The sequence below is a fragment of the Sphingobacterium spiritivorum genome, from assembly GCF_016725325.1.
Classification (GTDB): domain Bacteria; phylum Bacteroidota; class Bacteroidia; order Sphingobacteriales; family Sphingobacteriaceae; genus Sphingobacterium.
The window spans coordinates 4,641,373-4,663,121 of sequence record NZ_CP068083.1 but is presented as its reverse complement, the minus strand read 5'-3'; the positions used below and the strand labels follow the sequence as shown (position 1 = coordinate 4,663,121).

General features: G+C 39.1%; 21 protein-coding genes. 8 read left to right on the top strand and 13 right to left on the bottom strand.

Translation table 11 applies throughout. The annotated features are described in order from the left end of the window. Window positions 1-23 precede the first annotated feature (23 nt). Both I6J02_RS19530 and I6J02_RS19525 read right to left on the bottom strand, forming a co-directional pair. Window positions 24-212, bottom strand: coding sequence for a hypothetical protein (locus tag I6J02_RS19530; protein ID WP_236582182.1), 189 nt, complete (start codon window positions 210-212; stop codon window positions 24-26). 44 nt (window positions 213-256) lie between these two features. Further along, window positions 257-1,441 (bottom strand): OmpA family protein, encoded by a 1,185-nt coding sequence (locus tag I6J02_RS19525; protein ID WP_201679440.1) that lies wholly within the window; start codon window positions 1,439-1,441, stop codon window positions 257-259. Between the two features lie 1,115 nt (window positions 1,442-2,556). On the opposite strand from I6J02_RS19525, the gene I6J02_RS19520 reads away from it, so the two are divergent. After that, window positions 2,557-3,726 carry a glycoside hydrolase family 27 protein gene (locus I6J02_RS19520; protein WP_201679439.1) on the top strand — a complete coding sequence of 390 codons (1,170 nt, stop codon included), beginning with the start codon at window positions 2,557-2,559 and terminating at the stop codon, window positions 3,724-3,726. 108 nt (window positions 3,727-3,834) lie between these two features. Here I6J02_RS19520 and I6J02_RS19515 read toward each other — a convergent pair whose 3' ends face one another. The 3 genes from I6J02_RS19515 to I6J02_RS19505 all read right to left on the bottom strand — a co-directional run bounded on the left by I6J02_RS19515 (window position 3,835) and on the right by I6J02_RS19505 (window position 5,786). Then, window positions 3,835-4,443, bottom strand: coding sequence for a CDP-alcohol phosphatidyltransferase family protein (locus I6J02_RS19515; protein WP_201679438.1), 609 nt, complete (start codon window positions 4,441-4,443; stop codon window positions 3,835-3,837). A gap of 109 nt (window positions 4,444-4,552) precedes the next feature. Then, a complete protein-coding gene (locus I6J02_RS19510; RefSeq protein ID WP_201679437.1) occupies window positions 4,553-5,284 on the bottom strand; it encodes a DsbA family oxidoreductase in 732 nt (243 codons plus the stop codon). 139 nt (window positions 5,285-5,423) lie between these two features. After that, window positions 5,424-5,786, bottom strand: a complete 363-nt coding sequence (locus tag I6J02_RS19505; RefSeq protein ID WP_201679436.1) for a hypothetical protein — start codon at window positions 5,784-5,786, stop codon at window positions 5,424-5,426. 189 nt (window positions 5,787-5,975) lie between these two features. On the opposite strand from I6J02_RS19505, the gene I6J02_RS19500 reads away from it, so the two are divergent. The 3 genes from I6J02_RS19500 (at window position 5,976) to I6J02_RS19490 (ending at window position 8,462) form a co-directional block, all read left to right on the top strand. Next, the gene (locus tag I6J02_RS19500; protein WP_201679435.1) at window positions 5,976-6,377 is read left to right on the top strand and encodes a single-stranded DNA-binding protein; all 402 of its coding nucleotides are present in this window, start codon (window positions 5,976-5,978) and stop codon (window positions 6,375-6,377) included. A 163-nt stretch (window positions 6,378-6,540) separates the two neighbouring features. After that, on the top strand, window positions 6,541-6,825 hold the full coding sequence (locus tag I6J02_RS19495) for a GNAT family N-acetyltransferase (protein ID WP_201679434.1): 285 nt from the start codon (window positions 6,541-6,543) through the stop codon (window positions 6,823-6,825). Between the two features lie 170 nt (window positions 6,826-6,995). Beyond that, on the top strand, window positions 6,996-8,462 hold the full coding sequence (locus I6J02_RS19490) for a L,D-transpeptidase family protein (RefSeq protein ID WP_201679433.1): 1,467 nt from the start codon (window positions 6,996-6,998) through the stop codon (window positions 8,460-8,462). 89 nt (window positions 8,463-8,551) lie between these two features. Here the strand turns inward: I6J02_RS19490 and I6J02_RS19485 are convergent, their stop codons facing one another. The 8 genes from I6J02_RS19485 to I6J02_RS19450 form a co-directional block, all read right to left on the bottom strand. After that, window positions 8,552-9,451, bottom strand: coding sequence for a TIGR01777 family oxidoreductase (locus tag I6J02_RS19485; protein WP_201679432.1), 900 nt, complete (start codon window positions 9,449-9,451; stop codon window positions 8,552-8,554). 3 nt (window positions 9,452-9,454) lie between these two features. Then, window positions 9,455-10,261: a hypothetical protein gene (locus tag I6J02_RS19480; protein WP_201679431.1), complete on the bottom strand. Its 807-nt coding sequence runs from the start codon at window positions 10,259-10,261 to the stop codon at window positions 9,455-9,457. 793 nt (window positions 10,262-11,054) lie between these two features. Further along, the gene (locus I6J02_RS19475; RefSeq protein ID WP_201679430.1) at window positions 11,055-12,044 is read right to left on the bottom strand and encodes an LLM class flavin-dependent oxidoreductase; all 990 of its coding nucleotides are present in this window, start codon (window positions 12,042-12,044) and stop codon (window positions 11,055-11,057) included. A 50-nt stretch (window positions 12,045-12,094) separates the two neighbouring features. Beyond that, window positions 12,095-13,279, bottom strand: coding sequence for a class I SAM-dependent methyltransferase (locus I6J02_RS19470; RefSeq protein ID WP_201679429.1), 1,185 nt, complete (start codon window positions 13,277-13,279; stop codon window positions 12,095-12,097). Then, entirely contained in the window at window positions 13,280-14,542 is a 1,263-nt protein-coding gene (locus I6J02_RS19465) for an aspartate kinase (protein ID WP_201679428.1), read from the bottom strand. A 9-nt stretch (window positions 14,543-14,551) separates the two neighbouring features. Continuing rightward, window positions 14,552-15,364 carry a DUF3298 and DUF4163 domain-containing protein gene (locus I6J02_RS19460; protein ID WP_236582181.1) on the bottom strand — a complete coding sequence of 271 codons (813 nt, stop codon included), beginning with the start codon at window positions 15,362-15,364 and terminating at the stop codon, window positions 14,552-14,554. A gap of 95 nt (window positions 15,365-15,459) precedes the next feature. Next, entirely contained in the window at window positions 15,460-15,912 is a 453-nt protein-coding gene (locus I6J02_RS19455; RefSeq protein ID WP_201679426.1) for a GNAT family N-acetyltransferase, read from the bottom strand. A gap of 2 nt (window positions 15,913-15,914) precedes the next feature. Next, a complete protein-coding gene (locus I6J02_RS19450) occupies window positions 15,915-16,604 on the bottom strand; it encodes a YggS family pyridoxal phosphate-dependent enzyme (RefSeq protein WP_201679425.1) in 690 nt (229 codons plus the stop codon). Window positions 16,605-16,682: 78 nt separating this feature from the next. Here I6J02_RS19450 and I6J02_RS19445 point away from each other — a divergent pair, with 78 nt between their 5' ends. From I6J02_RS19445 to I6J02_RS19430, 4 genes are all read left to right on the top strand, one after another. Then, window positions 16,683-17,351, top strand: a complete 669-nt coding sequence (locus I6J02_RS19445) for a DUF4296 domain-containing protein (protein WP_201679424.1) — start codon at window positions 16,683-16,685, stop codon at window positions 17,349-17,351. 50 nt (window positions 17,352-17,401) lie between these two features. After that, the gene (locus tag I6J02_RS19440) at window positions 17,402-19,774 is read left to right on the top strand and encodes an endonuclease MutS2 (protein ID WP_201679423.1); all 2,373 of its coding nucleotides are present in this window, start codon (window positions 17,402-17,404) and stop codon (window positions 19,772-19,774) included. A 563-nt stretch (window positions 19,775-20,337) separates the two neighbouring features. Beyond that, on the top strand, window positions 20,338-20,982 hold the full coding sequence (locus I6J02_RS19435) for an MgtC/SapB family protein (RefSeq protein WP_201679422.1): 645 nt from the start codon (window positions 20,338-20,340) through the stop codon (window positions 20,980-20,982). A 12-nt stretch (window positions 20,983-20,994) separates the two neighbouring features. Then, window positions 20,995-21,603, top strand: a complete 609-nt coding sequence (locus I6J02_RS19430) for a phosphatase PAP2 family protein (protein WP_201679421.1) — start codon at window positions 20,995-20,997, stop codon at window positions 21,601-21,603. Window positions 21,604-21,749: the final 146 nt, after the last annotated feature.

Below are 21,749 nucleotides of genomic sequence, written 5' to 3'. Positions count from 1 at the left end.
ATTAATTAAAAAATGGCAACGGATTAAAATGTTAAATCCTGACTTTGTGTTTCTGTAGTCCAGTCCTCTACCTGGGGATTGGCCGAATTGGTTCCTGTTCCTCCAGGCACCAGCTTTGCGGACGATGCGGCTATACCTTGCTCCAGTTCTATCGTGCGGGTATGCACTGTAGGAGCGACATAGTTTGTTTTACTTTTTTTATTTTTATTCATAATCCAATGATTTTTTATAGTGTTTTGACTTAGGATTTCTATTTTTATTCAGCAAAAGCAATCACGGCACGGCTCAGACGAGGATCATTGTAGTACATATTATCTACGCCTCCCGCTGCGACTGTAGTCAGTTGTCTTGCAGGCACGCCAAATTCATTGACCAATACACTTTTTATCGCTTCGGCACGCGCGATACTCAGACGCTGATTGATTTCGGCGGTTCCTGTTCCTTTATCGGCATATCCGGTGATACGGTACACCTCATCCTGGTCTCCGTCTTTGATCACTTTAGCAAAGAACCCCAGATTGACGCGGGTTTCATTTGATACAGCGCTGCTTCCGATAGGGAAGGTCACCAGAATAGGAGCAGCCAGTACTTTTTTATTCACTACTACATTAGTCATGCTCTTGCCACCGGCTTCTGCAAGTTGTCTGCTGAGGGCCTCATTACTGGCCGCCAGTTCATTTACCTTACGACGAAGGGCATTCAGCTCCTCTTCGTCGTAGCTGATGACAATAGTTTTGTTTCTGTCCCAGCCTCGTTTTTTGAATTTGTAAGTCAGTCCTATCATGGTGCTTAGTGCTCCTTCTTCTTTACGCCCGCCTACTTCACCATCAAAGCGGTCATTGACCATACTACCGCGTATGTCCAGAGTCAGATCCAATGCTTCAGCAAGTCTGAATGTATTATAAAAACCCAGATTGGCACTTACTTCACGCTGCTTTGGCACATTATTGGTGAACATCCATCCGGCACCTATATAGGGACTTATAGTATAGAAACGGGTTGCACTATATCCGCCAAACAGGTTGGACAGATTGAACAACATATCTCCATATACATGGTAAAAATTAAATTTTTGTCTGCTAAGTGATTTGGATGCATCAAATACTTCGCCGGTAGAATGGCTCCCGTTTTGGGTGAGTCCTTTGATCTGATAACCACCGGCTCCCAGACGTAATCCCAGTCCGGGTGAAAACCATTTTCCAAGATGCAACCCAAAGTGTGGTGTGAGATTGTCCGAAAAGGGAGCCTGTTTGTTATGATCTCCGAAATAAACCTGAGCACCTGCTCCGGCACCGAGAAACCAATTGCTCCAGAATGTATTGCTGATAACTTTGTACTTATTGTTGTCAACAACTACAGTTGTATCTTTTCGGATACCCTGCTGACCATATCCGGTCATGGAGATGCATAGTGCAATAAAAAGTAAACTTACTATCCTCATTTTTTAATGTAATTATGTTTATTAATTCGAAAAAATCTCTTTCTTGACAGTGTACATCTGTTGTATAAATTATATCAAGTTAGTGTGTTGTGATTAATGACAAAATTATGTTTCCCCGGTTAAAATTGTAGTACTGCCATATATGTTTTTCTATAGTCAAATCTCAAAAACATCGTTTTTACAGTGATTGAAACAGGTGGTGTGGATGTATCTCTACAATTTTAACCTAGATAATGAAGCTATTTGTTGATGTTTTGTGCTTGTATATGAGGGTGTTGTTGAGTTGATAGGGTTAAGAAGAGATAAGGTTAGAGGGTTATAGTGTGATTCTTGTATCTGTGCTCTTATCATATTTCTCCCCTTTTCAAGGAGAGATGCCCGAAGGGCAGAGAGGTTGATAGTCGAAGTTGATAGCGTTTATAAGGTTGATAGCGTTACAGGGTGATTTCAGCATTTGTGCTCTTATCATATTTCTCTCCTTTTCAAGGAGAGATGCCCGAAGGGCAGAGAGGTATAGTAAGACGTTGATAGCGTTTATAAGGTTAATAGCGTTTATAAGATTAATAGAGTTGATAAGGTTGCCCGATGATAACAGCATCTGTGCTGTTATCACATTTCTCTCCTTTTCAAGGAGAGATGCCCGAAGGGCAGAGAGGTTGATAGTCGAAGTTAATAGCGTTTATAAGATTAATAGAGTTGATAAGGTTGCCCGATGATAACAGCATCTGTGCTGTTATCATATTTCTCTCCTTTTCAAGGAGAGATGCCCGAAGGGCAGAGAGGTATAGTAAGACGTTGATAGCGTTTATAAGGTTAATAGCGTTTATAAGATTAATAGAGTTGATAAGGTTGCCCGATGATAACAGCATCTGTGCTGTTATCACATTTCTCTCCTTTTCAAGGAGAGATGCCCAAAGGGCAGAGAGGTTTAGAGACTCAATAGAGTTTGCATCTGTTGGTGTCCCCGCCAAAACTGATTTACCATGGATATACTTTTTAAGGATATTTTATTTCACTTGAAATATAGTTGTGATTGCATTTTCTTTATTTTATTTTATTTCCATTAAGTGTATTTTGTAATTATAATTTTGATCTGAAGTTGTTTATATTACAATATGAAACTTAAATTTTGTGTTTTTTCGGCCTTATTGCTGACCTTCCCACTTCTAAGTCAGAACTGTTACGGGCAATCTGCAAAGGCTCCGATTATGGGATGGAGCAGCTGGAATAGCTTTCGTATACATATTGATGAAAAATTAATTAAGGAACAGGCTGATGCATTAGTCTCATCCGGTTTGTATGAAGCGGGTTATCGTTATATCAATGTAGATGATGGATATTTCGGAGGACGGGATAAAGACGGTAAACTCTTTGTCGATAGCACAAAATTTCCAAATGGAATGGGAGCTGTTGCAGATTATATACACAGTAAAGGCTTAAAAGCCGGTCTGTATTCGGAAGGAGGAAAAAATACCTGTGGATCGATATGGGATAATGATACCAAAGGAATAGGAGTTGGGATGTATGGACATGAAAAGCAGGATGCAGAGTTATTTTTCAGCGAGTGGAATTTTGATTTTATTAAAGTAGACTGGTGCGGGGGAAAGGAGATGAACTTAAATCAAGAAGAACAGTATACCAAAATTGTTCGTGCAGTTAAAGCAGTCAAGCCAGATGCCGGATTCAACTTATGCCGTTGGCAGTTTCCGGGAGAATGGGCTATCCGGATGGTAGATTCCTGGCGGATTTCTGAAGACATACGAAATAATTTCGGGTCGGTATTGCATATTATTGACCTAAACAGAGATCTGTATAAGTATGCTTCTCCAGGCCACTACAATGATATGGACATGTTGCAGGTTGGAAGAGGAATGAGTTTTGAAGAAGATAAAACTCATTTTTCAATGTGGTGTATGCTCAATTCACCATTAATGGCGGGAAATGATCTGCGTACCATATCCAGACAAACGATAGAGATCCTGACGAATAAAGAGCTAATCGCTCTCCATCAGGATAAGCGATTCTATCAGGCCAGAAGTATCCTGCGTGAAGGTAATATGGAAATCTGGGAAAAACTGCTGTCAGATAAAAAGAAGAAAGCTATAGCTATAATGAATCGTGGAGATAGCGCTGTGGGTTATACATTGGTTGCCAGATCTTTAGGGTTGAATGCTGGCAGTAATATTCGTGACCTTTGGTTACACCGTTCACTTGGCAAGATCGGGAAAGAACGAAAATTTACTATTCCTGCCCATGGCATTATAGTCCTGGAGGTCAGTATCTGATATAGAAGAGGGATTGATTTCGAAAAAAATACTACAAATTCTCTAATTTAAAATTCAGATATTCACGATACGATTCATCTGACAGTCGCAGGCAGGCCCAAAGAGAGATTATCCATTGAATATTTTATTTCGTTTTATGGTTTTACCTTTTCTTAATTGTATCGCATGATAAAGAGAAGGGACATCATTAGTCCACGTTTTTAAGGTCAGGATAATAGCCATAATCTCCAAACGTGTTAAAAGACCGAGCCACAGACAGATCTGAAAAATCACAACGGATTGGCAATGTATATTGACCTCAACTAAAGTAGCAAACAAAGAGAGTGTCCAGATCTTTGCTCCTATAGAATGTGTGGCAACTTCTTTTTTGAACTTGATAAAGCTGATTATATAGGTCAATGCTTCAGCAGCAATTAAAATAATAAGGGCTGTGCTATTCTGATGAAAAAATCCGGGGCAATGAATATAAGTGGATATGGCCACCAGAATAAAGAAGGCCTGATCCACACCCGAATCCAGTCGTCTTAAGCGTTCTGTAGATACTTTAAGCTGGCGTGCAATAATGCCATCAAATACATCAGAAAGCAGGCCAAGTGTAAGTAAACTGATTGCGTAGACTTCGTAATGTGAAATATGCAGGATACTCAATACGATAAGAATAAGCCCCATCAGCAGTCTTGACCAGATCAGTATTTCAGGAATTTGTTTTTTTGTCATAATTCTTAAAAGCAACATAGGTAGATAAGGCGTGTCGTACTACTGCCCATAAAAAAGCAACCTAAAATATTACTTTTAGATTGCTTAACCTATTTTTTGATTATTTTATTTATTCACAATGTCCATCCGGTGAACAGGATGGGCCATCACTGATAACAAAAGGTGATATTGGATTTTTAGCAGTCCACTCTCCGAATGATTTATTCAATGTGTCAGCAAAAGCTTCTGTCGGTTGCGCTCCTGAAACAGCATATTTACGGTCAAATACAAAAAATGGCACTCCCCGTACGCCGATGCTCTGTGCTTCCTGTATATCTTGTGTTACCTTGTATGCATATTCGTCATTGGATAAGGCCTCTTTTATCTCATCTTCTGTCAGTCCGATTTCCTGTCCTAATGTGGAAAGTACCTTTTGATCCCCAATATCTTTACCTTCGGTAAAATAGGCTTTAAAAAAACGCTCTTCTATATCGTCTCCCAAACCTTTTGTCTTTGCCAGTTGAATTATTCTATGGGCATTGAAAGAGTTGACAGTGACAACATTGTCAAAATTGAAATCCAAACCTGCATTCTTTGCTGTTTGCGTTACCTGATCTAACATTGCATGTACCTGATTGGCTGGCATGCCTTTTCGTTCGACAAGGTACTGTATATGATCAAATTCCTCTTTTTCAGGCAGCATTGGATCTAGTTGAAAACTTTTCCAGATAATTTCTATATTTTCAGCGTTAGCAAATTTGGAAAACGCACCTTCAAAATTACGTTTTCCTATATAACAAAACGGACACATGATATCACTCCATATCTCGATTTGCATTTTATTTATTTGAGTTGTATTCATTTTCTTCAGTTCTAAAGTACCGATGCAAATTTAACTAATTCAGGAAGGATAATAGGATCTTTCAATCGACTTCAGATTTGTTACTTCATAATGTTGCAATTTCATGATTTGTCCTTTACAAGTATATGACAAACAAGATTTACTTAAACTTTCTGACCAAGAGATACTGATCCTGAACCAGAGAAAGATAGCCGAATTCGTATATAAAATAATAAACTTTACCTGCGGTTGTTATGTACTGATGTGTGAAAAAGTCAAATTGAAAACCCATATCATTAAGATCTGTTTTATTCACTTTTACTTTATTATTTGCTCCCAGAGTATCCATCAGAATTTTTCTGTTCTTGCGTAAAATTGTATTGATAGATCTTACAAAAGCTGTCTGGTCACTGTTTAGTCGGTTATTATAGTTATTCCTGCAGCCATCATCACAAAACCGCTTGTCTGATCTGCCTTTTAATGGATTATTGCATTCTATGCATACTTTTTCTGCTGTTTTCATGGATATGCAGCTTTCTCTTAACCGTTTATAAACGCTTATAAACGTTTATAAATGGTAATAAATGTTTAATTACCGGATATTGCTATTTGTCCTATGCAACTTTGTATCAGTGCTTCGGGAGTGAATAGTAATCACTGTACCGGACAAGGAAGTTAATTAATTTTTTTTACTTATTAAAAATTTATTATTATGAACGCTTTAAGAAACAGTATTCAGTTAGTAGGCAGATTAGGGATAGATCCTGTAATCAAAGCTACAGTCAAAGGTTCAAAAATGGCTCAGCTCCGTTTAGCTACCAATGAAGTATACAAGAATGCGCAGGGAGAATGGGTAGAGAATGTTCTTTGGCATAATCTGGTGGTATGGGGAAATCTTACCCATATGGTTGAGCAGCGCTGCTCAAAAGGCACACAGATTATGGTTGAAGGTATGCTGACTTACCGGGATTATGAAGATAAAGATGGAAATAAGAAAGTCTTTGCTGAAGTCAGGGTCAGACAATTACAGATTCTCGATAAAAACAATACCTCAAAAGAGCCGGCTGATCTGCTCCAGGAACAGGTAGAGCAGGAGCAGGATCTGCCTTTCTGAGTCAATGATCATGTTGTCTGTACAGGTATCTGTGAATACTAATATTTTATTCCGGATACCTGTCGTAAAAATCATACAGTTTCTGATCCGAAAATTGCTTTTTCTTAAACAAATATTACCCGATATGTGTTATGTAAACGTCACTGTTTAATATTTTATACATATGGAAATAAGACATTCAAGTAACGGAAGAAATGGTGTGTTTACAGCATATATTGATGATCAGCAGAGTGGTCAGATGCATTATGAAGAAGGAGAGGACAGACTAATTATTGACAGTACAGAAGTGGACTCTCATTTTGAAGGTCAGGGTGTTGGCAAGAAACTGGTATTGGAAGCAGTAGATTATGCACGCAAGAATGATCTGAAAATTGTTGCGGAATGTCCGTTTGCAAAATCTGTTTTTGATAAAACTCCTGCTTTTCAGGATGTGCTGGCTACAGACTAAATCACCGGCGGATTTGTATAAATAGCGCAAATGAACTCCTGTTTTTGTAGATGTAAAGCTTCAATTTTTAAGTTCTAAAGGTGTTTTGTGTCTGATCTGAATTACTGGCAATCAATTTGAGGTATAGCCGTACAACAAGTGGTATATTTGCCCACTTTTGAATTAGACATATGAGGAAGATACAATTTGGAATTTTTTTGCTGTTAGGCTTATGGTTCATAAGTTCATGTAATACCGATAGAGAAGATACTTTTGGCGACGAACTCGCTAAAGTGTTTCAACAAAAAGGATACAGGAATTTTGATACCACTGCATATTTTGCCGTATTTAAACAAGAGCTGTCAAAGAACAAAAGTCAGCTTCATAATCCGAAATGGATCACGGAATTTGCCGATTCAACCTTAGGGATGACTTTTATCAGCAGAAATCTTAGTAAAGGTGTCGTTGATACGTTATGTATGTATCTGCAAGAATCTGATAAACACGGTTTATCTAGTGCTTATTTTCACACCAATCAGATCAAAGAAAGCTTTGAAAAGCTGAATACATTGAAATCCGGTAAAGTGGAGGATATCTATCCATTACTCGCTAAACTGGATTTATTTGCTACAGACGGATATGTTACCTATATAAGTATTCTGAAGGGGGGAGCTGTTAATCCAAAGCAGTTGTACGGTCGTTATTTTGAAAAATTACATAAAGTTACAAAACAACAGGCCAGAAAAGCACTGGACAGTACAGATGTTAAAGAATATCTTTCTGAGGTACAACCTAAAAATTCCTATTATCTGAAACTGCAACAGGTGTTGCAGAAAGGGGGAATCAGTAAAGATGAGAAGGAAAATATTTATCTTACACTCGAAAAATTGCGTTGGATGGGTAAAGATTTTCCGGAAAAATATGTGGTTGTTAATATTCCTGAACAGAAACTGCGTATGGTTGATGACCGGAAAACAAAAGAAATGATGAACGTATGTGTAGGGGAGACGATCTACGGACCCTATGCCAGAAGAGCAGGAGCAACAGACAATCATGAAACACCGGTATTAAGCGGGGAACTGGACCGTATGCAGGTCAATCCGGTATGGAATATTCCGGCAAGTATAGTTAAGAAAGAGCTTATTTCAAGTCTGAGGTCTAATCCAAATTATCTGGAATCCCGTAATATGGTGGCTTATAATAAAAAAGGACAGATGGTGGATCCTAATACAGTCGATTGGTCTTCTGATTCGGTATTAAATTTTAAATTCAAACAGAATCCGGGAGCTGATAACTCTTTAGGCAATATCAAATTTATATTTTCAAATCCTTATTCAATTTATCTGCACGATACACCAGCCAGACAAATGTTTTCAGCAAAGAACAGAGCGGTTAGTCACGGATGTGTACGTGTAGAAAAACCAGCGGCTCTGGCAGCATTTTTAGTAAATGACGATAAGAAAGCTGAACAGATCGCAAGTGAAATTGCTGATACGCTTAATAAAAGCCGTTGGGTAATGATGAAAAAAACAATTCCTGTATATATTACCTATTATACAACATGGATTGATGATGAAGGAAAAATATACAGGCTTCCGGATATTTATGGGTATGACGACAGACTAAAAAAGGCAATGAAAAAATATTATAGCCTGTAATTAATCAAATGACATAATTACAAGCTGTATATAACAACAAGATCAGGCAAAAGCCTGATCTTGTTGTTATATACTTTCACATTTGTCGATTACAAAATGTCTTCCAGTGCATGATCTAATGTCGGGAACTTAAATTCATATCCCAGTTGTCTGATCTTATCGTTAGAAAGTCTGGAACCTGTCAGAATCATATCAGCCTGTTCTCCTAATATAGCTTTAAGTATAAACTTGGGAACAGAAGGCAGGATAACACGTTTGTGAAGATGTTGAGCAAGTTTATGCGTGAAGTTCCTGTTATTAACATGTTCAGATGCTACAGCATTTATAGGTCCTTTTACATGCTGTTGATCCAGTGCAAAGGCTATAATGCCTGTGATATCATCTACATGTATCCAGGGAAAATATTGTTTGCCATTACCCAAAGCCGTATTTAAATAAAGGTTTGTAATACGCTTCAGAAGAGGAAGAGCACCTCCGTCTTTGGCCAAAACAATTGAAGTTCGGATTTTTATGACACGTTCAGCAAGACCTTCATTTTCAAATTGATCTGCTTTTGCTTCCCAGTCTTTTGTCAGATCTGCAAGGAAATCATGACCGGCAGCATCAGATTCTTTGAATATATGATCAGAAGTAATCATGCCATAATAACCACTTGCAGATCCGGATATAAACGTTTTGATTTTTTGCCCGCATTCTTTTAAGGTGTCAAAAATAAGTTGTGCGCTGTCTATACGACTGCTTCTCAGGTTTTGCTTCTGTTTTGATGTCCAGCGCTTGTCGAAAATATTTGCTCCCGCAAGGTGAATAATATGGTCTACCTGTTCAAATGCCTGTTTATCGATACGCTTCTTTTGTATATCCCATTCATACTCATTCGTATTTTTTTTATGTCTGGTCAGATAACGCAATTCATATTTATTACACAACAGGAGAGTCAGATGTTTTGCAACAAGTCCATTTGCCCCACTTATAAGTACGATTTCTTTCATAGGTTAACAATCAAATTGCCTGCTCGCTGTGTATTGTTTGGTATATCCTTCTGAAGATAACAATACAACAACACGTTCTTCTTCATAATCTCTTGGTACCTGAAAGATGAAATCCAGTTTACCGTCTTTATCCAGATCCCCTACAAAAACGAGCTCCATAAAGGTGTCATTAAATGAACTTTCTTTTAGCATAATTCCCTGGTCTTTACCGTCTATGGTTAAAGCGAGCGAATAATCCTTTACTTCATGAAATTTTTCCTTTTTATCATCGTCAGTCCAATGCATTTCCGTAGATAATATCTTTCCACGACCCTTTAAGGTATATGTATTGCCTTGAAAATCAAAGGAAGCAGATTCTTCAGGCCATATTTTGCCTGTTGTAATCTTTAATGCATTTACTTTTCCGGGTTTTAACTGCGAAAATTCCAGATATACCAGCGTCTTATGTTTTGAGTCTAGGCTTTCTGTATTCATACCGCTACATTCATCATAGCCTTTTTCGATTGTATAGTCGGGTTTTGCTAACTCGAACTGTCCGTTATCTTCGTTTAAACTCAGCCACTGATTGCCCGGAAGAAAGTCCGCTTTCTCATTTTCATCTAACCGGTAAGTTCCGTCGAAAAAGACATGACTTTCTTCTGTTACTGCGTCAGGTACAGGCTGATGAGTTACTGGCTGTAAAGTATCTGTGATACTATCTTTTGTTGGATGATTTGATAGCGTATCCACTGTATTTACGGATTTTGTTCCGGAGGACTGACAGCCCATAACAAGAATTATAACAGATGTGAAAAGCCAATATTTAGACATAAGTAGTATTTGTTTATTATAAAGGTAAACAAATATCGTATGTTACGTTATTTCAGAAGCAAAAAAATGGAGATATTATACTGTTCGCGGGGAGGCCAACAAACGCTTCACATGCGTATGCCGGTGTCTTCACCGGCATACTATTAAGGCACAAGCACCGCTACGCTAATGCTTGCAGCATACAAATTGCAAGGGTTAAACCTTGTCCTTTTTAAGAAGTTGATAGCGTTCAGGGAGTTGATAAGGTTGATAGGGTTATAGAATTAATGTGTTACTCTGATTCCTGTACAATGCTGTTATCACAATTCTCTCCTTTTTAAGGAGAGATCCCGTTTATCGGGAGAGAGGTTGCAAACAGAAATTATATAAGCACAAGCAACATGCTTTCGCATAAAAATGGGACTCGAAGACGCTTCACATGCGTTTGCCGGTGTCTTCACCGGCATACTATTAAGGCACAAGCACCGCTACGCTAATGCTTGCGCCATAGAAATTAAGAATAAACCTTGTGTAATTCTCTCCTTTTTAAGGAGAGATCCCGTTTATCGGAAGAGAGGTTGCAAACAGAAACTATATATGCACAAGCAACATGTTTTCGCATAAAAATGGGAGTCCAACAAATACTTCACACGCGTTTGCCGGTGTCTTCACCGGCAATACTATGAAGACACAAGCACCGCTACGCGAATGCTTGCGCCATACAAATTGCAAGGGTTAAACCTTGTTTAATTCTCTCCTTTAAAGAAAAGATACCGATTTATCGGGAGAGAGGCTTAAACAATATTAGTAAATTTTAGGATAGTGCACGTTGCAGAACTTCATAAGATCTGAGACGTTTGGTATCATCAAAGATATATGATGTCGTCATGATCTCATCCAGATTGTACATTTCAGCGAATGCATGTAAGTCTGTTCTCAGGGATTCTTCATTTCCGGTAAATGTGCAAGAAACCATACTTTGCACAGCTTGTTCTATTTCGGTGATACCGGCATAGATAGGTTGTTCTGTAGGTGGTGAAAGTGGTCTGCGGGTATTGGTAACTATACCTGCAAAAAGATTATACAGACTTGTTGCCAGATGAGCTGCCTCATCATTGGTGTCAGCTCCTACGACATTGACACAGGCTATGGAATAAGGATGCTGCAATTGTGCTGAAGGTTTAAAGTTTGTTTGATAAATCTCCATCGCATTTTTTAACATTGCAGGAGCAAAATGCGATGCAAAAGCATAGGGGAACCCCAGTTCTGCTGCCAGATGCGCACTATCTGTACTCGAACCTAATATCCACAAGGGAACATGCTGTCCTTCAGCGGGAAAGGCACGCACTTTAGCATTAAAATTGTCCTCACTAAAAAACTGCTGCAATGCTTTGACATCATCTGCGAAGTAAAATTGTGTGTGCATGTTATTTCGGCGAAGTGCCATCGCTGTTAACTGATCCGTACCGGGAGCTCTTCCTAATCCGAGATCAATGCGACCCGGATAAAGTGTTTCTAATGTTCCGAACTGTTCTGCGACGACCAGAGGGGCATGATTAGGGAGCATAATTCCTCCTGAGCCAACTCTTAAAGTAGATGTATGAGCAGCGACATGACTGATCAGTATCACGGTTGCCGAACTGGCTATATATTCCATATTATGATGCTCGGCAAGCCAGAGACGTTCGTAACCTAATGATTCTATATGTTTTGCGGCAGTAACAACGCGGTCAATTGCTTCTTTAGGTGTCCCTCCTTTTTTTACAGGAGCCAATTCCAAAGCAGAGAATTTGATTTTTTTCATAACATAAAGATACGAGTCCGATCAGGGAGAATTGTAATGAAAATGTAGGATTAATGTAATCTGGAGGCCATTATTACGATGTAATTATTATCATGGTCTTGAGTAAAGAAAAGGAATTGTTCTCCTCCGTCTTTGATCTTCCAGCGTTTTCTGAGTTCCTCCGGTTTATCCGGAAAGTTTTTAGCGACAATATTGGCCTGTTTGGGATAATCAGCCTTTTTAAAAGCAGCGTATGGAAGTACTTTCGTCACGATGAAAATTCTGCCCGGAAAGTAAGCTACCAGATCTGTACTTGTATAGAGATGCGTGCTGGGATGTAACTTTTGTAATTGATATTGCTTACCGACAGTTTTGAATGCTCCGGCTTTGGTGACAGCTACATCCGGATCATAGAGATACGTCAGGGCTGTACTGTAGTTGTTTGTTTCCTGCCGCTCCTGCTGATAAGTAAAAGTCAGCTGCTGTTCAGTGCCTTGAAAAAGACGGACACTATGTATTTCAGGTTCGCCTTCGAAGCCTTTTTCCTGAACAAAAAGCAATTCTTTGCAATCATTGTCTACACTGATTACATAGACGTCTTTTACATACAGCAGGGAAGTAAGAGCTGTGGAAATATCCATTAACGGAGCGATTTTACTGATAATTGTATTCGCTTTTGTAAAAAACAGAGTTTGAAGATCTGCAATATTCGGTTCACAATCTGTTAACAGAAATACTTTTCGGGTATTCACCCTTCGCGAAGGATCAATATATATATAATCCAGACTGTTGTCGGGTTGCTGTTCGAGATAAGTTACAGCATCTGTAGCTACAAATTTTACATTGTTGACCCCTAATGTTTGAAAATTGTGTTGTACAATTTCCGATAGGGCAGTATTGATTTCACAATGGGTAACCTGACGGGCCTTGGAAGTGAAAAAATAACTGTCAATACCAAATCCGCCCGTCATATCAAGGAGAGCAGTATCCGGCTTAATAAGACGACACTTGAATGCCGCTGTCTGTTCTGATGAGCACTGTTCAAGATTCAGTTTTTCCGGAAAGTATATTCCAGGTGTATTTGCCCACTTCGGTAATTTGCGTGCAATACGTTGTCTGCCATCCAGCTGAGTCGCCAGTTCTGCAGAAGAGACAGCAACAAAAGGACTTTTCTTCAGGGCAATAGCAGATGGTGAAACCTTGCTGTTGTCCTGAAGAAATTGTTGAACTTCCTTTTGTAATATATTGTAATTCAATTATTTGTTTTTAACCAGCATTTGGCAGGTATAGCTGTCCTTCAGCTCTTTAATAATTTCTTTATTCAGCAATACCCGATCTATTGTTTCCTGATTGTAATAACGTATAGTGATCAACTCAAGGCCGGATTCTACAGTCACTTTATATCTTTTTTCCAGTTCTTCAAGTAATGCCGTTACGTTATCACCTGTGTTGTCTACAGCTACAGAGAACTGGATTGCACTGTTGTGCATCATGTTGATCTTGATGCGGTGCATATGAAAAAGATTAAAGATATGGCTCAGGTTGTCCTCTACAATGAATGAAAAATCACGTGGAGATATATTGATAAATACCTGATCGACCTTAAATATAAAAGAAGGAACAGGTAATGTCTGATTCGTGCTTTTGATTGTTGTGCCCGGCTGCGTACTGTCTATGAAAGAACGCACATGCAGGGCAATCTTTTTATTTTGAAGTGGCTTGATAGTCTTCGGGTGTATCACCGTAGCACCATAATATGTTAACTCGATCGCATCCGTATAAGATAGCTCGGGAATAAGCTGTGTCTTTTCAAACCATTTAGGGTCTGCATTCAGTACACCAGATACATCTTTCCATATGGTGACCGATTCTGCATTCAGGCAGGCTGCAAATATAGCAGCCGAATAATCTGAGCCTTCACGTCCAAGCGTTGTTGTGAAGTTTTCAGAAGTCGAACCTATAAAACCCTGTGTAATTAATACATAATCATCCAGAAGTATCGGAAGTTCTTCCCGAATTTTATCTTCTGTTTTCTGCCAGTCTACTTTTCCTTCACGATAGGTATTATCTGTGAAAATATAATCACGTGCATCTGTCCATTTGGATTGGACTCCCATATGAGCAGCATATGCAGCTATAATACGTGAGGAAAGAAGCTCTCCCAATGATACAATCTGATCATACAGATAGTCATAAGTATCCAGCGGTTCTTCTTCCAGTATCCATTCAATTTCGACAAATGCATTTGCAATTTCGTCAAAAATCGGATGGGAATGATCTGCGAATAGCTGGTCCAGAATAGAGAAATGACTTTTTTTTACTTCATTCAGAAGTTCAAAGGCGTCTCCGGATTGCTGAAAAAAAGTTTTAGTAAGTTCTTCTAAGGCATTAGTTGTTTTTCCGATTGCAGATACGACGACCAAAAGTGGCTCTTCCTTATATTGGAGAATAATGGACACCACATTCTTTATGCTTTCTGCATCTCTTACCGAAGCTCCTCCGAATTTGAATACTTGCATTGATATTACTTATGTTTTTGGTTGATTGCTGTTAATTTGCTGAAGATATACTTTTCCGGAGTCGGTCAGCAGATGTTCAATTTCCTGGTAGGGGATGCGCAGAGCGGTACTTCCTTCTACGTAAGATTTGATTTCGTATGGATTGTAATAAAACAGTAGGTTATCTTTTTCCAATGCGAAATTTTCTGCTAAAGCATATTTTCCATCTTCAAAAAAATACTTTCCGGAGAGGTTTTCATTGTCTTTAAGACGTTCTGCTTTCCGAAAATATTTTTCCGCAATTTTAAGCAATTCTTTTTGTTTTTCCTTACGGATAAGATCTGTTAAGGTGATTTTTTTATTGTTGGAGATATCAAAATTCGAAAGGATCATCACATGATTGCCATGCGCTCCTCCGCTGAAATCATCGATCTGGGTAGCGATAGAAAGGATACGGGAATTATTCAGTACAACATAACTTTGAAGTTCACGAAACCAGGCTATATGGTAGCTTGGATTGGCGGCGTCTTCTACAAATTCGTTAAAACCATCCAAAAAACTTTCAGCCGCCTGACGGACACTGTCTTCACCATCAATCAGGATCGAAGATCGAAGGAGCTGATTAATCCTGTCATTCTCAAATGATGGGTAAGAGGCTTTAAAATAAGTCGTGTCAATACCCGACTCTCCTTCTATAAAATAAGGACTGTTTTCATAAAAATTAATCAGCTTATACCGTAATGTATCCTGTGTGGCCTGTGTATTGCCTTGGCTTTCATTGCCTGAATGGCAACTTGCCCAAAGTAGTGCCGTAAAGATTCCACATACTATTCCATACCTCATTTTTCCTATCCCCATTTTTATGAAAGTGTTTGTTTACGATGCTTAGTTAGAAAGAAACTTCCAGTATATAAAATATATGGAAGAATATATTTCTTTTAGTGATTAATGCTGACATTCAGCCATTCACCATCAAATGTTGCCTGATATTTTTTATAAAATGCTATTGCAGGTGTATTCCAGTCCAGCACCTGCCACATCATTCCGGAATAGCCTTTGCTTTTGCTGTATTCGACGGTTCTGTCCAGTAATTTTTTTCCAATTCCTGTTCCCCGCATCTGTTCTGTCACGATAAGATCTTCCAGATATAACCTCCGGCCTTTCCATGTAGAATAGCGGATATAATATAGAGAAATACCAACAATTTTACCGGATACTTCAGCTACAAATGCTCCCCAAACCGGATTGTTTCCAAAACCGGATTCTTCAAACTCTTCCATAGTTACAGTGACCTGTTCCGGAGCTTTTTCAAATAAAGCCAGTTCCTTTATAAGTTCAAGCATGGCCGGACAGTCTGCTTTCACAGCCTCGCGTATAATTACTTCCTGCATACTTATTTTACTTTAAAATGTTTGATAACTCGTTTTCCGAATACCGTGCTTCCCAGACGAATCATGGTGCTTCCCTGCTCTATAGCCAGACGGTAATCCGAAGACATTCCCATTGACAAAGTATCAAATGTGTCTTCCTTTCTGAAAAAGCTGGATTTTACACCATCAAAAAGCATTTTTAACTCGTAAAATTCTTCTTTTATAACCTTTTCATTCTCCGTATTTGTGGCAATACCCATTAAACCCCGGATGCGGATGTTTTTAAGCGAAGAAAACTCTTCATCCCGAAGCAACTCGATCAGTTCAGTATGATCCAATCCGAACTTAGTATCCTCGTCTGCGATATATACCTGTAATAAACAGTCTATTACACGGTCATGCTTTAAGGCATGCTTGTTAATTTCCTTCAGCAGTTTGACGGAGTCTACAGACTCGATCATATGGATAAAAGGTGCAATGTATTTAACCTTATTGGTCTGTAGATGACCAATGAGATGCCATTGGATATCTTTTGGTAGCTGTTCCTGTTTTTCAACAAGTTCCTGTACCATATTTTCTCCAAATATACGTTGCCCGGCTTCATATGCCTGCAGAATATCCTCGTTTGGTTTAGTCTTAGATACGGCTACTAATGTTACGCCTAAAGATTTGATTTCCTGATTTATTTCTTCAATGTTAGCTGCAATACTCATAACGTACAAATTTAGGATATAAAATAACGAAAAGCATCATATTCCGAGCCTTTTTGTAAATTTGTTCAAAATTATAAAATGCAACGTTTATTATTCGGTATATATTTAGTGTTTTTTCTGTTTTACTCCTGTGGTGATTCCTTGCCGAAGGATGTATTATCCCGATCCAAGATGACTGATATTCTGGTAGAAGTGCATCTGATAGATGGCTATCTGAATACATTGAGTGCAGATAGTTCCCGTCGGATAATTGACGGGTATTATCAACAGGCATTTACCAATTATGGTACAGACTCCGCAACGTTCAACAGAAGCATGAAATACTATTCCGAAGATCCTATACTAATGGGCGAAGTGTATGATAAAGTCAGTGCACGTTTAATGAAGATGGATCAGGAGTACAGTAAGATCGATTCGGTTCGTAATGCGGGTATTCAGGATAGTGTGAGAAGGGTTACTCATCTGCAGACGCTGGCCTCAAAAGCGCATGATCTGATTATGAATGTGCCTAAAGAAATCAGTAAGCTGACATATGAGGCTTACCGCGAGAGCTTTATCACGGAAGCCGGATTAGGCAGTCTGATCGGGAAGTATACTCCTGCAGTTCCTATGGTTCCTGCTGTGGAACAGATCCCGGAGAAAACATTACCGCCAATACCTATGCCGGTAGAAGAGAAGGCTGTCGGAGACAGTACGGACATGCCACTGACCCCTATGAAGTCTCCTTTGGTAAAGCCGGTGATGTAAACGGAGTCGGGAATAATTAAAATGTTGGTTTATTGAAGAGAGAACGGAATATGATTTATCCTGTAAATGCAAGTGACAAACTCGGCCTCGCCGAGATTAAAACATATATTAAACAAAAATGCCTCAGTGAGCCCGGCCGTGAGATGGTCGAGCGTATACAGCCGCAGGTAAAATACGATCAGATCGATCGTTTTCTGAGACAGACAAATGAGTTCAAAGATCTTCTGGTTAATGATTCTCCATTACCTGTAGATCATTTATACCCTATCAAATCCTTAGTAGAGAAGGCAAGGGTAGAAGGGGCTTTTCTTGCAGAAGAAGAGTTTTACAGAGTGTTGCTTTCCTTACGTACAGTCTATGCTGTAATACGTTATTTTAAAGAAAGGGAAGGTCAATATCCCAATCTGGAAGTACTGTTTGAACATGTAGAGATCGAAAACAGTATTATCCGGAATATTGAGTCTGTGCTTGATGAACGGGGTAAGATGAAGAATAATGCTTCCCGTCTGTTGCTGGATCTGACACAGCAGATCCTGAAATCGGAGCAGGAAGCCCACAAGAGAATTGACAGTATCTTTAAACAGGCGCAGAGCAACGGATGGACGGCAGATGGTAATCTGACCATTCGTGACGGACGTTTGGTGATTCCAATCCTGGCAGAGAACAAGAGAAAACTAAAAGGTTTGATTCACGACGAATCTGCAACCGGACAAACTGCTTATATAGAGCCTGAAGAGGTGTTCCATCTTAACAATAAGATTCGGGATCTGGAATTTGAGCGTCGCCGGGAAGTGATTCGTATCCTGGTGGAGTTGACGAATGGATTGAGACCTCATATTCCATTATTGTTATCTTACCACAGCTTACTGACAAAATTGGATTTTGTACGTGCCAAAGCCCTGTTTGCTTTGGATATAGATGCAGATATGCCTGAATTGTCAAAAGAAGCAGAGATAATGCTTCATAATGCACGTCATCCATTATTGTTCTTACACGCCAGGAAAGATCAGCATACTATAGTTCCGCTAAATATTAATATCAATAATGCGGAACGTATCATTGTCGTATCCGGTCCTAATGCGGGCGGGAAATCTGTGTGTATGAAAACAGTTGGATTATTGCAGCTTATGGTGCAGTCCGGTCTGCTGATACCTGCAGATCCAACTTCCAAAGTAGGGGTATTCAGGCAGATCTTTGCCGATATAGGGGATGATCAGTCCATAGAGAGTGATTTAAGTACATATAGTGCGCATTTGTCCAAGATGAAACACTTTACAGAGTTTGCAAATGCCCGTACGCTGGTGTTGATAGATGAATTTGGTACAGGTACGGATCCCTTATTTGGAGGGCCAATGGCGGAATCGGTACTGGAAACATTAAATAAAAAACAAATCCGTGGCGTTATTACAACACACTATTCTAATCTTAAGGTATTTGCGAGTAATACAGAAGGTATAGAAAATGCTTCGATGTTGTTTGATAATGTGGCGATGAAGCCTTTATATATTCTGCAGGTCGGTAAACCGGGAAGTTCATATGCATTTGAAATTGCACAGAAGATCGGTTTGCGAAAAGATATTCTGGAACTGGCCAGACAAAAAGTAGGTACACAGCAGAAAAAGGTAGATACTTTATTGGTGGATCTGGAGCGGGATAAAAAGGAAGTCATGGAAACCAAGACAGCTATTCTGAAACGTGAACGTGAACTGGTGGCTTTGAAAGCGGAGTACGAAACGCTGCAGTCTTATCTGGATGAGAATAAAAAGCAAATTCTCAAACAGGCAAAAGAAGAGGCGAGACAGATTCTAAAAGATGCAAACAAACTGGTGGAAAACACTATTGCTGATATTAAATCAGTAAATGCAGATAAAGAAAAAACTAAGGAAATAAGAGGAAAGCTCACGAAAGCTGTTGCTGATCATAAACCAGTACACGGAACAGTTGCTCCTAAAACAAAAATACAGCCTGAAGAAGATACAGCTATAGAGGTGGGTGATTGGGTGAAAATAATAGATTCAGGGAATGAAGCTCAGGTCATTGAGGTGGCACGTAATAATAATCTGATACTGGCATTAGGCGACTTACGTACAGTTGTGAAGCGTTCTAAAGTGAGCAAACTAAGAAGTAAAGAAAAGTCAAAAGCGATCAAAAGGAGTAGTAATACACCGTCAGCTGCCGATTTTAGTCCGGAAGTGGATGTGAGAGGTATGCGTACAGAAGATGCATTGAATCAGATTGAACTGGTATTGGATAGAGCTGTTATGATCGGATATCCGAGTCTTAAAATTGTACATGGCAAAGGAGACGGTATTTTGCGTAAATTTATACGGGATTATCTTCGTAAGTATAGCCATGTCTCCAGATTTGAGGATGAACATGCCGATAGAGGAGGGGACGGTATTACCTATGCTTATATAGATTAGGGAGTTGATAAGGTTAAGAGGGTTAATATAGTTGATAAAGATACTACTTGCTTACTTTTAAACTAATTCTCTCCTTTTTAAGGAGAGATGCCCGCAGGGCAGAGAGGTTTGGTGAGAAGTTGATAGGGTTTAAGGGGTTGATATAGTTGATAAAGATACTACTTGCATAGTGTTAAACTAATTCTCTCCTTTTTAAGGAGAGATGCCCGCAGGGCAGAGAGGTTTGGTGAGAAGTTGATAGGGTTTAAGGGGTTGATATAGTTGATAAAGATACTACTTGCATAGTGTTAAACTAATTCTCTCCTTTTTAAGGAGAGATGCCCGCAGGGCAGAGAGGTTGGGAAGAAGTTGATAGGGTTTATAGAGTTGATAGTGTTAGAGGGCTATACTGTGATTCTGGTATCTGTGCTCTTATAAATAATTCTCTCCTTTTTAAGGAGAGATGCCCGCAGGGCAGAGAGGTTAGGGAAGAACTTAATAAGGTTTAGAACTGCTTTATTTGATGAATATTACTATCCTCACCAGCAGATAGTTTTATATATTTGATTTTCAATTTGGATATTATGTTTGGAGATTTTTTTCAGGATGAACGTGTTCAGGCAGTCTTTGTATCCATTCTATGCGGATGTGTTATCGGTTTTGAGCGTGAATACCGGAATAAGTCGGCTGGTTTCAGAACAGTAGTACTTATCTGTTTCGGATCTACTATTTTTACAATGGTCTCTATGTTAGGAGAGCAATCCGATGACCGTATTGCTGCTAATATCGTTACAGGTATTGGTTTTCTAGGTGCAGGTGTGATCTTTAAAGGTAAGATGTCCGTTTTGGGACTGACAACTGCTGCAGTGATCTGGTCCATGGCCGCCATTGGTATGGTTATCGGTACCGGAGAGTTTGTGCTTGCATTCTTTCTTACCGGTTGTATGTTTATTATTCTGGCATTCTTTCATAAGATTGAACGTATGTTGTCCGGTTTTTTCTTTACGAAGACTTTATATATTACTTTTCAGGATATTGGATTATATCACCTTAAAGATTTTGAAGAGCTGTTACTCGAAGGTAGCGTGAAGCCGGTTCGTAAAGGTCTCCAAAAGCGTGGCAACCAGCTTATGGTCATTTATGATATTACCGGCAGACGTAAACATATTCAGGCTGTCAATGAAAAGATCGTTGGACTGGATTATGTATATGAGTTCTCTTATTCTTAATACCTTGCAATTATGTCACTTTACATTCGTCAATCTGTTTTTTATATCTTTCTGATCTTTACCTTTTCAAATGCTCCGTATGCCGCTTTTGGTCAGGAAGAGCCAGCCCGTACATTAGATATACGGATATTAGAATCTATAGCAGAAACACATACTCCAGCCCAGAATGCTACCTTTCATTTTATATCAGACTCTCATAATTATATGCAGATTGCTATTCCGGCAGGTCTGTTTATAGCGGGAGCGATCAGCGATGATAAGCAGATGCGTCAAAATGCCGGATACGTTATAAGCAGTACAGCAGTGACAGCTTTGTTAAATATCGGATTAAAGCAGGTTTTCAAACGATCCCGTCCTTTTAAGAAATATAATAATTTCACAGCTCTGTCCACGCCAGGTTCGTTCTCTTTCCCTTCGGGGCATACATCAGCAGCTTTTAGTACCGCCACAGCTTTATCTCATGCCTATCCCAAATGGTATGTCATAGCTCCAGCTATGTTATGGGCAGGTAGTGTGGGCTATTCGAGGATGTATTTGGGTGTACACTATACTTCGGATGTAGCTGCAGGTGCCGCTCTTGGTGCAGGAACTGCATTGGGTATGGGTTTTATGAAAAAATAAACAGGGCTTAATTCTATAAGTTTTCTTAGTCGCCTCGTTATTATAGTCCTTATAATATAAAGATTAAATAAGGTGTAACATATATAATTTGTGTTATTTTATTATGCGAGCATGTTAGTTTATGTTACAAATCAGGGGTATATAGT

Coding starts and splice junctions, on each gene's coding strand:
- I6J02_RS19515 (WP_201679438.1), bottom strand. CDS start 4,443: ATGACAAAAAAACAAATTCCTGAAATACTGATCTGGTCAAGACTGCTG.
- I6J02_RS19525 (WP_201679440.1), bottom strand. CDS start 1,441: ATGAGGATAGTAAGTTTACTTTTTATTGCACTATGCATCTCCATGACC.
- I6J02_RS19485 (WP_201679432.1), bottom strand. CDS start 9,451: ATGAAAGAAATCGTACTTATAAGTGGGGCAAATGGACTTGTTGCAAAA.
- I6J02_RS19520 (WP_201679439.1), top strand. CDS start 2,557: ATGAAACTTAAATTTTGTGTTTTTTCGGCCTTATTGCTGACCTTCCCA.
- I6J02_RS19490 (WP_201679433.1), top strand. CDS start 6,996: ATGAGGAAGATACAATTTGGAATTTTTTTGCTGTTAGGCTTATGGTTC.
- I6J02_RS19505 (WP_201679436.1), bottom strand. CDS start 5,786: ATGAAAACAGCAGAAAAAGTATGCATAGAATGCAATAATCCATTAAAA.
- I6J02_RS19480 (WP_201679431.1), bottom strand. CDS start 10,261: ATGTCTAAATATTGGCTTTTCACATCTGTTATAATTCTTGTTATGGGC.
- I6J02_RS19445 (WP_201679424.1), top strand. CDS start 16,683: ATGCAACGTTTATTATTCGGTATATATTTAGTGTTTTTTCTGTTTTAC.
- I6J02_RS19460 (WP_236582181.1), bottom strand. CDS start 15,364: ATGAGGTATGGAATAGTATGTGGAATCTTTACGGCACTACTTTGGGCA.
- I6J02_RS19440 (WP_201679423.1), top strand. CDS start 17,402: ATGATTTATCCTGTAAATGCAAGTGACAAACTCGGCCTCGCCGAGATT.
- I6J02_RS19465 (WP_201679428.1), bottom strand. CDS start 14,542: ATGCAAGTATTCAAATTCGGAGGAGCTTCGGTAAGAGATGCAGAAAGC.
- I6J02_RS19530 (WP_236582182.1), bottom strand. CDS start 212: ATGAATAAAAATAAAAAAAGTAAAACAAACTATGTCGCTCCTACAGTG.
- I6J02_RS19450 (WP_201679425.1), bottom strand. CDS start 16,604: ATGAGTATTGCAGCTAACATTGAAGAAATAAATCAGGAAATCAAATCT.
- I6J02_RS19475 (WP_201679430.1), bottom strand. CDS start 12,044: ATGAAAAAAATCAAATTCTCTGCTTTGGAATTGGCTCCTGTAAAAAAA.
- I6J02_RS19495 (WP_201679434.1), top strand. CDS start 6,541: ATGGAAATAAGACATTCAAGTAACGGAAGAAATGGTGTGTTTACAGCA.
- I6J02_RS19500 (WP_201679435.1), top strand. CDS start 5,976: ATGAACGCTTTAAGAAACAGTATTCAGTTAGTAGGCAGATTAGGGATA.
- I6J02_RS19455 (WP_201679426.1), bottom strand. CDS start 15,912: ATGCAGGAAGTAATTATACGCGAGGCTGTGAAAGCAGACTGTCCGGCC.
- I6J02_RS19430 (WP_201679421.1), top strand. CDS start 20,995: ATGTCACTTTACATTCGTCAATCTGTTTTTTATATCTTTCTGATCTTT.
- I6J02_RS19510 (WP_201679437.1), bottom strand. CDS start 5,284: ATGAATACAACTCAAATAAATAAAATGCAAATCGAGATATGGAGTGAT.
- I6J02_RS19435 (WP_201679422.1), top strand. CDS start 20,338: ATGTTTGGAGATTTTTTTCAGGATGAACGTGTTCAGGCAGTCTTTGTA.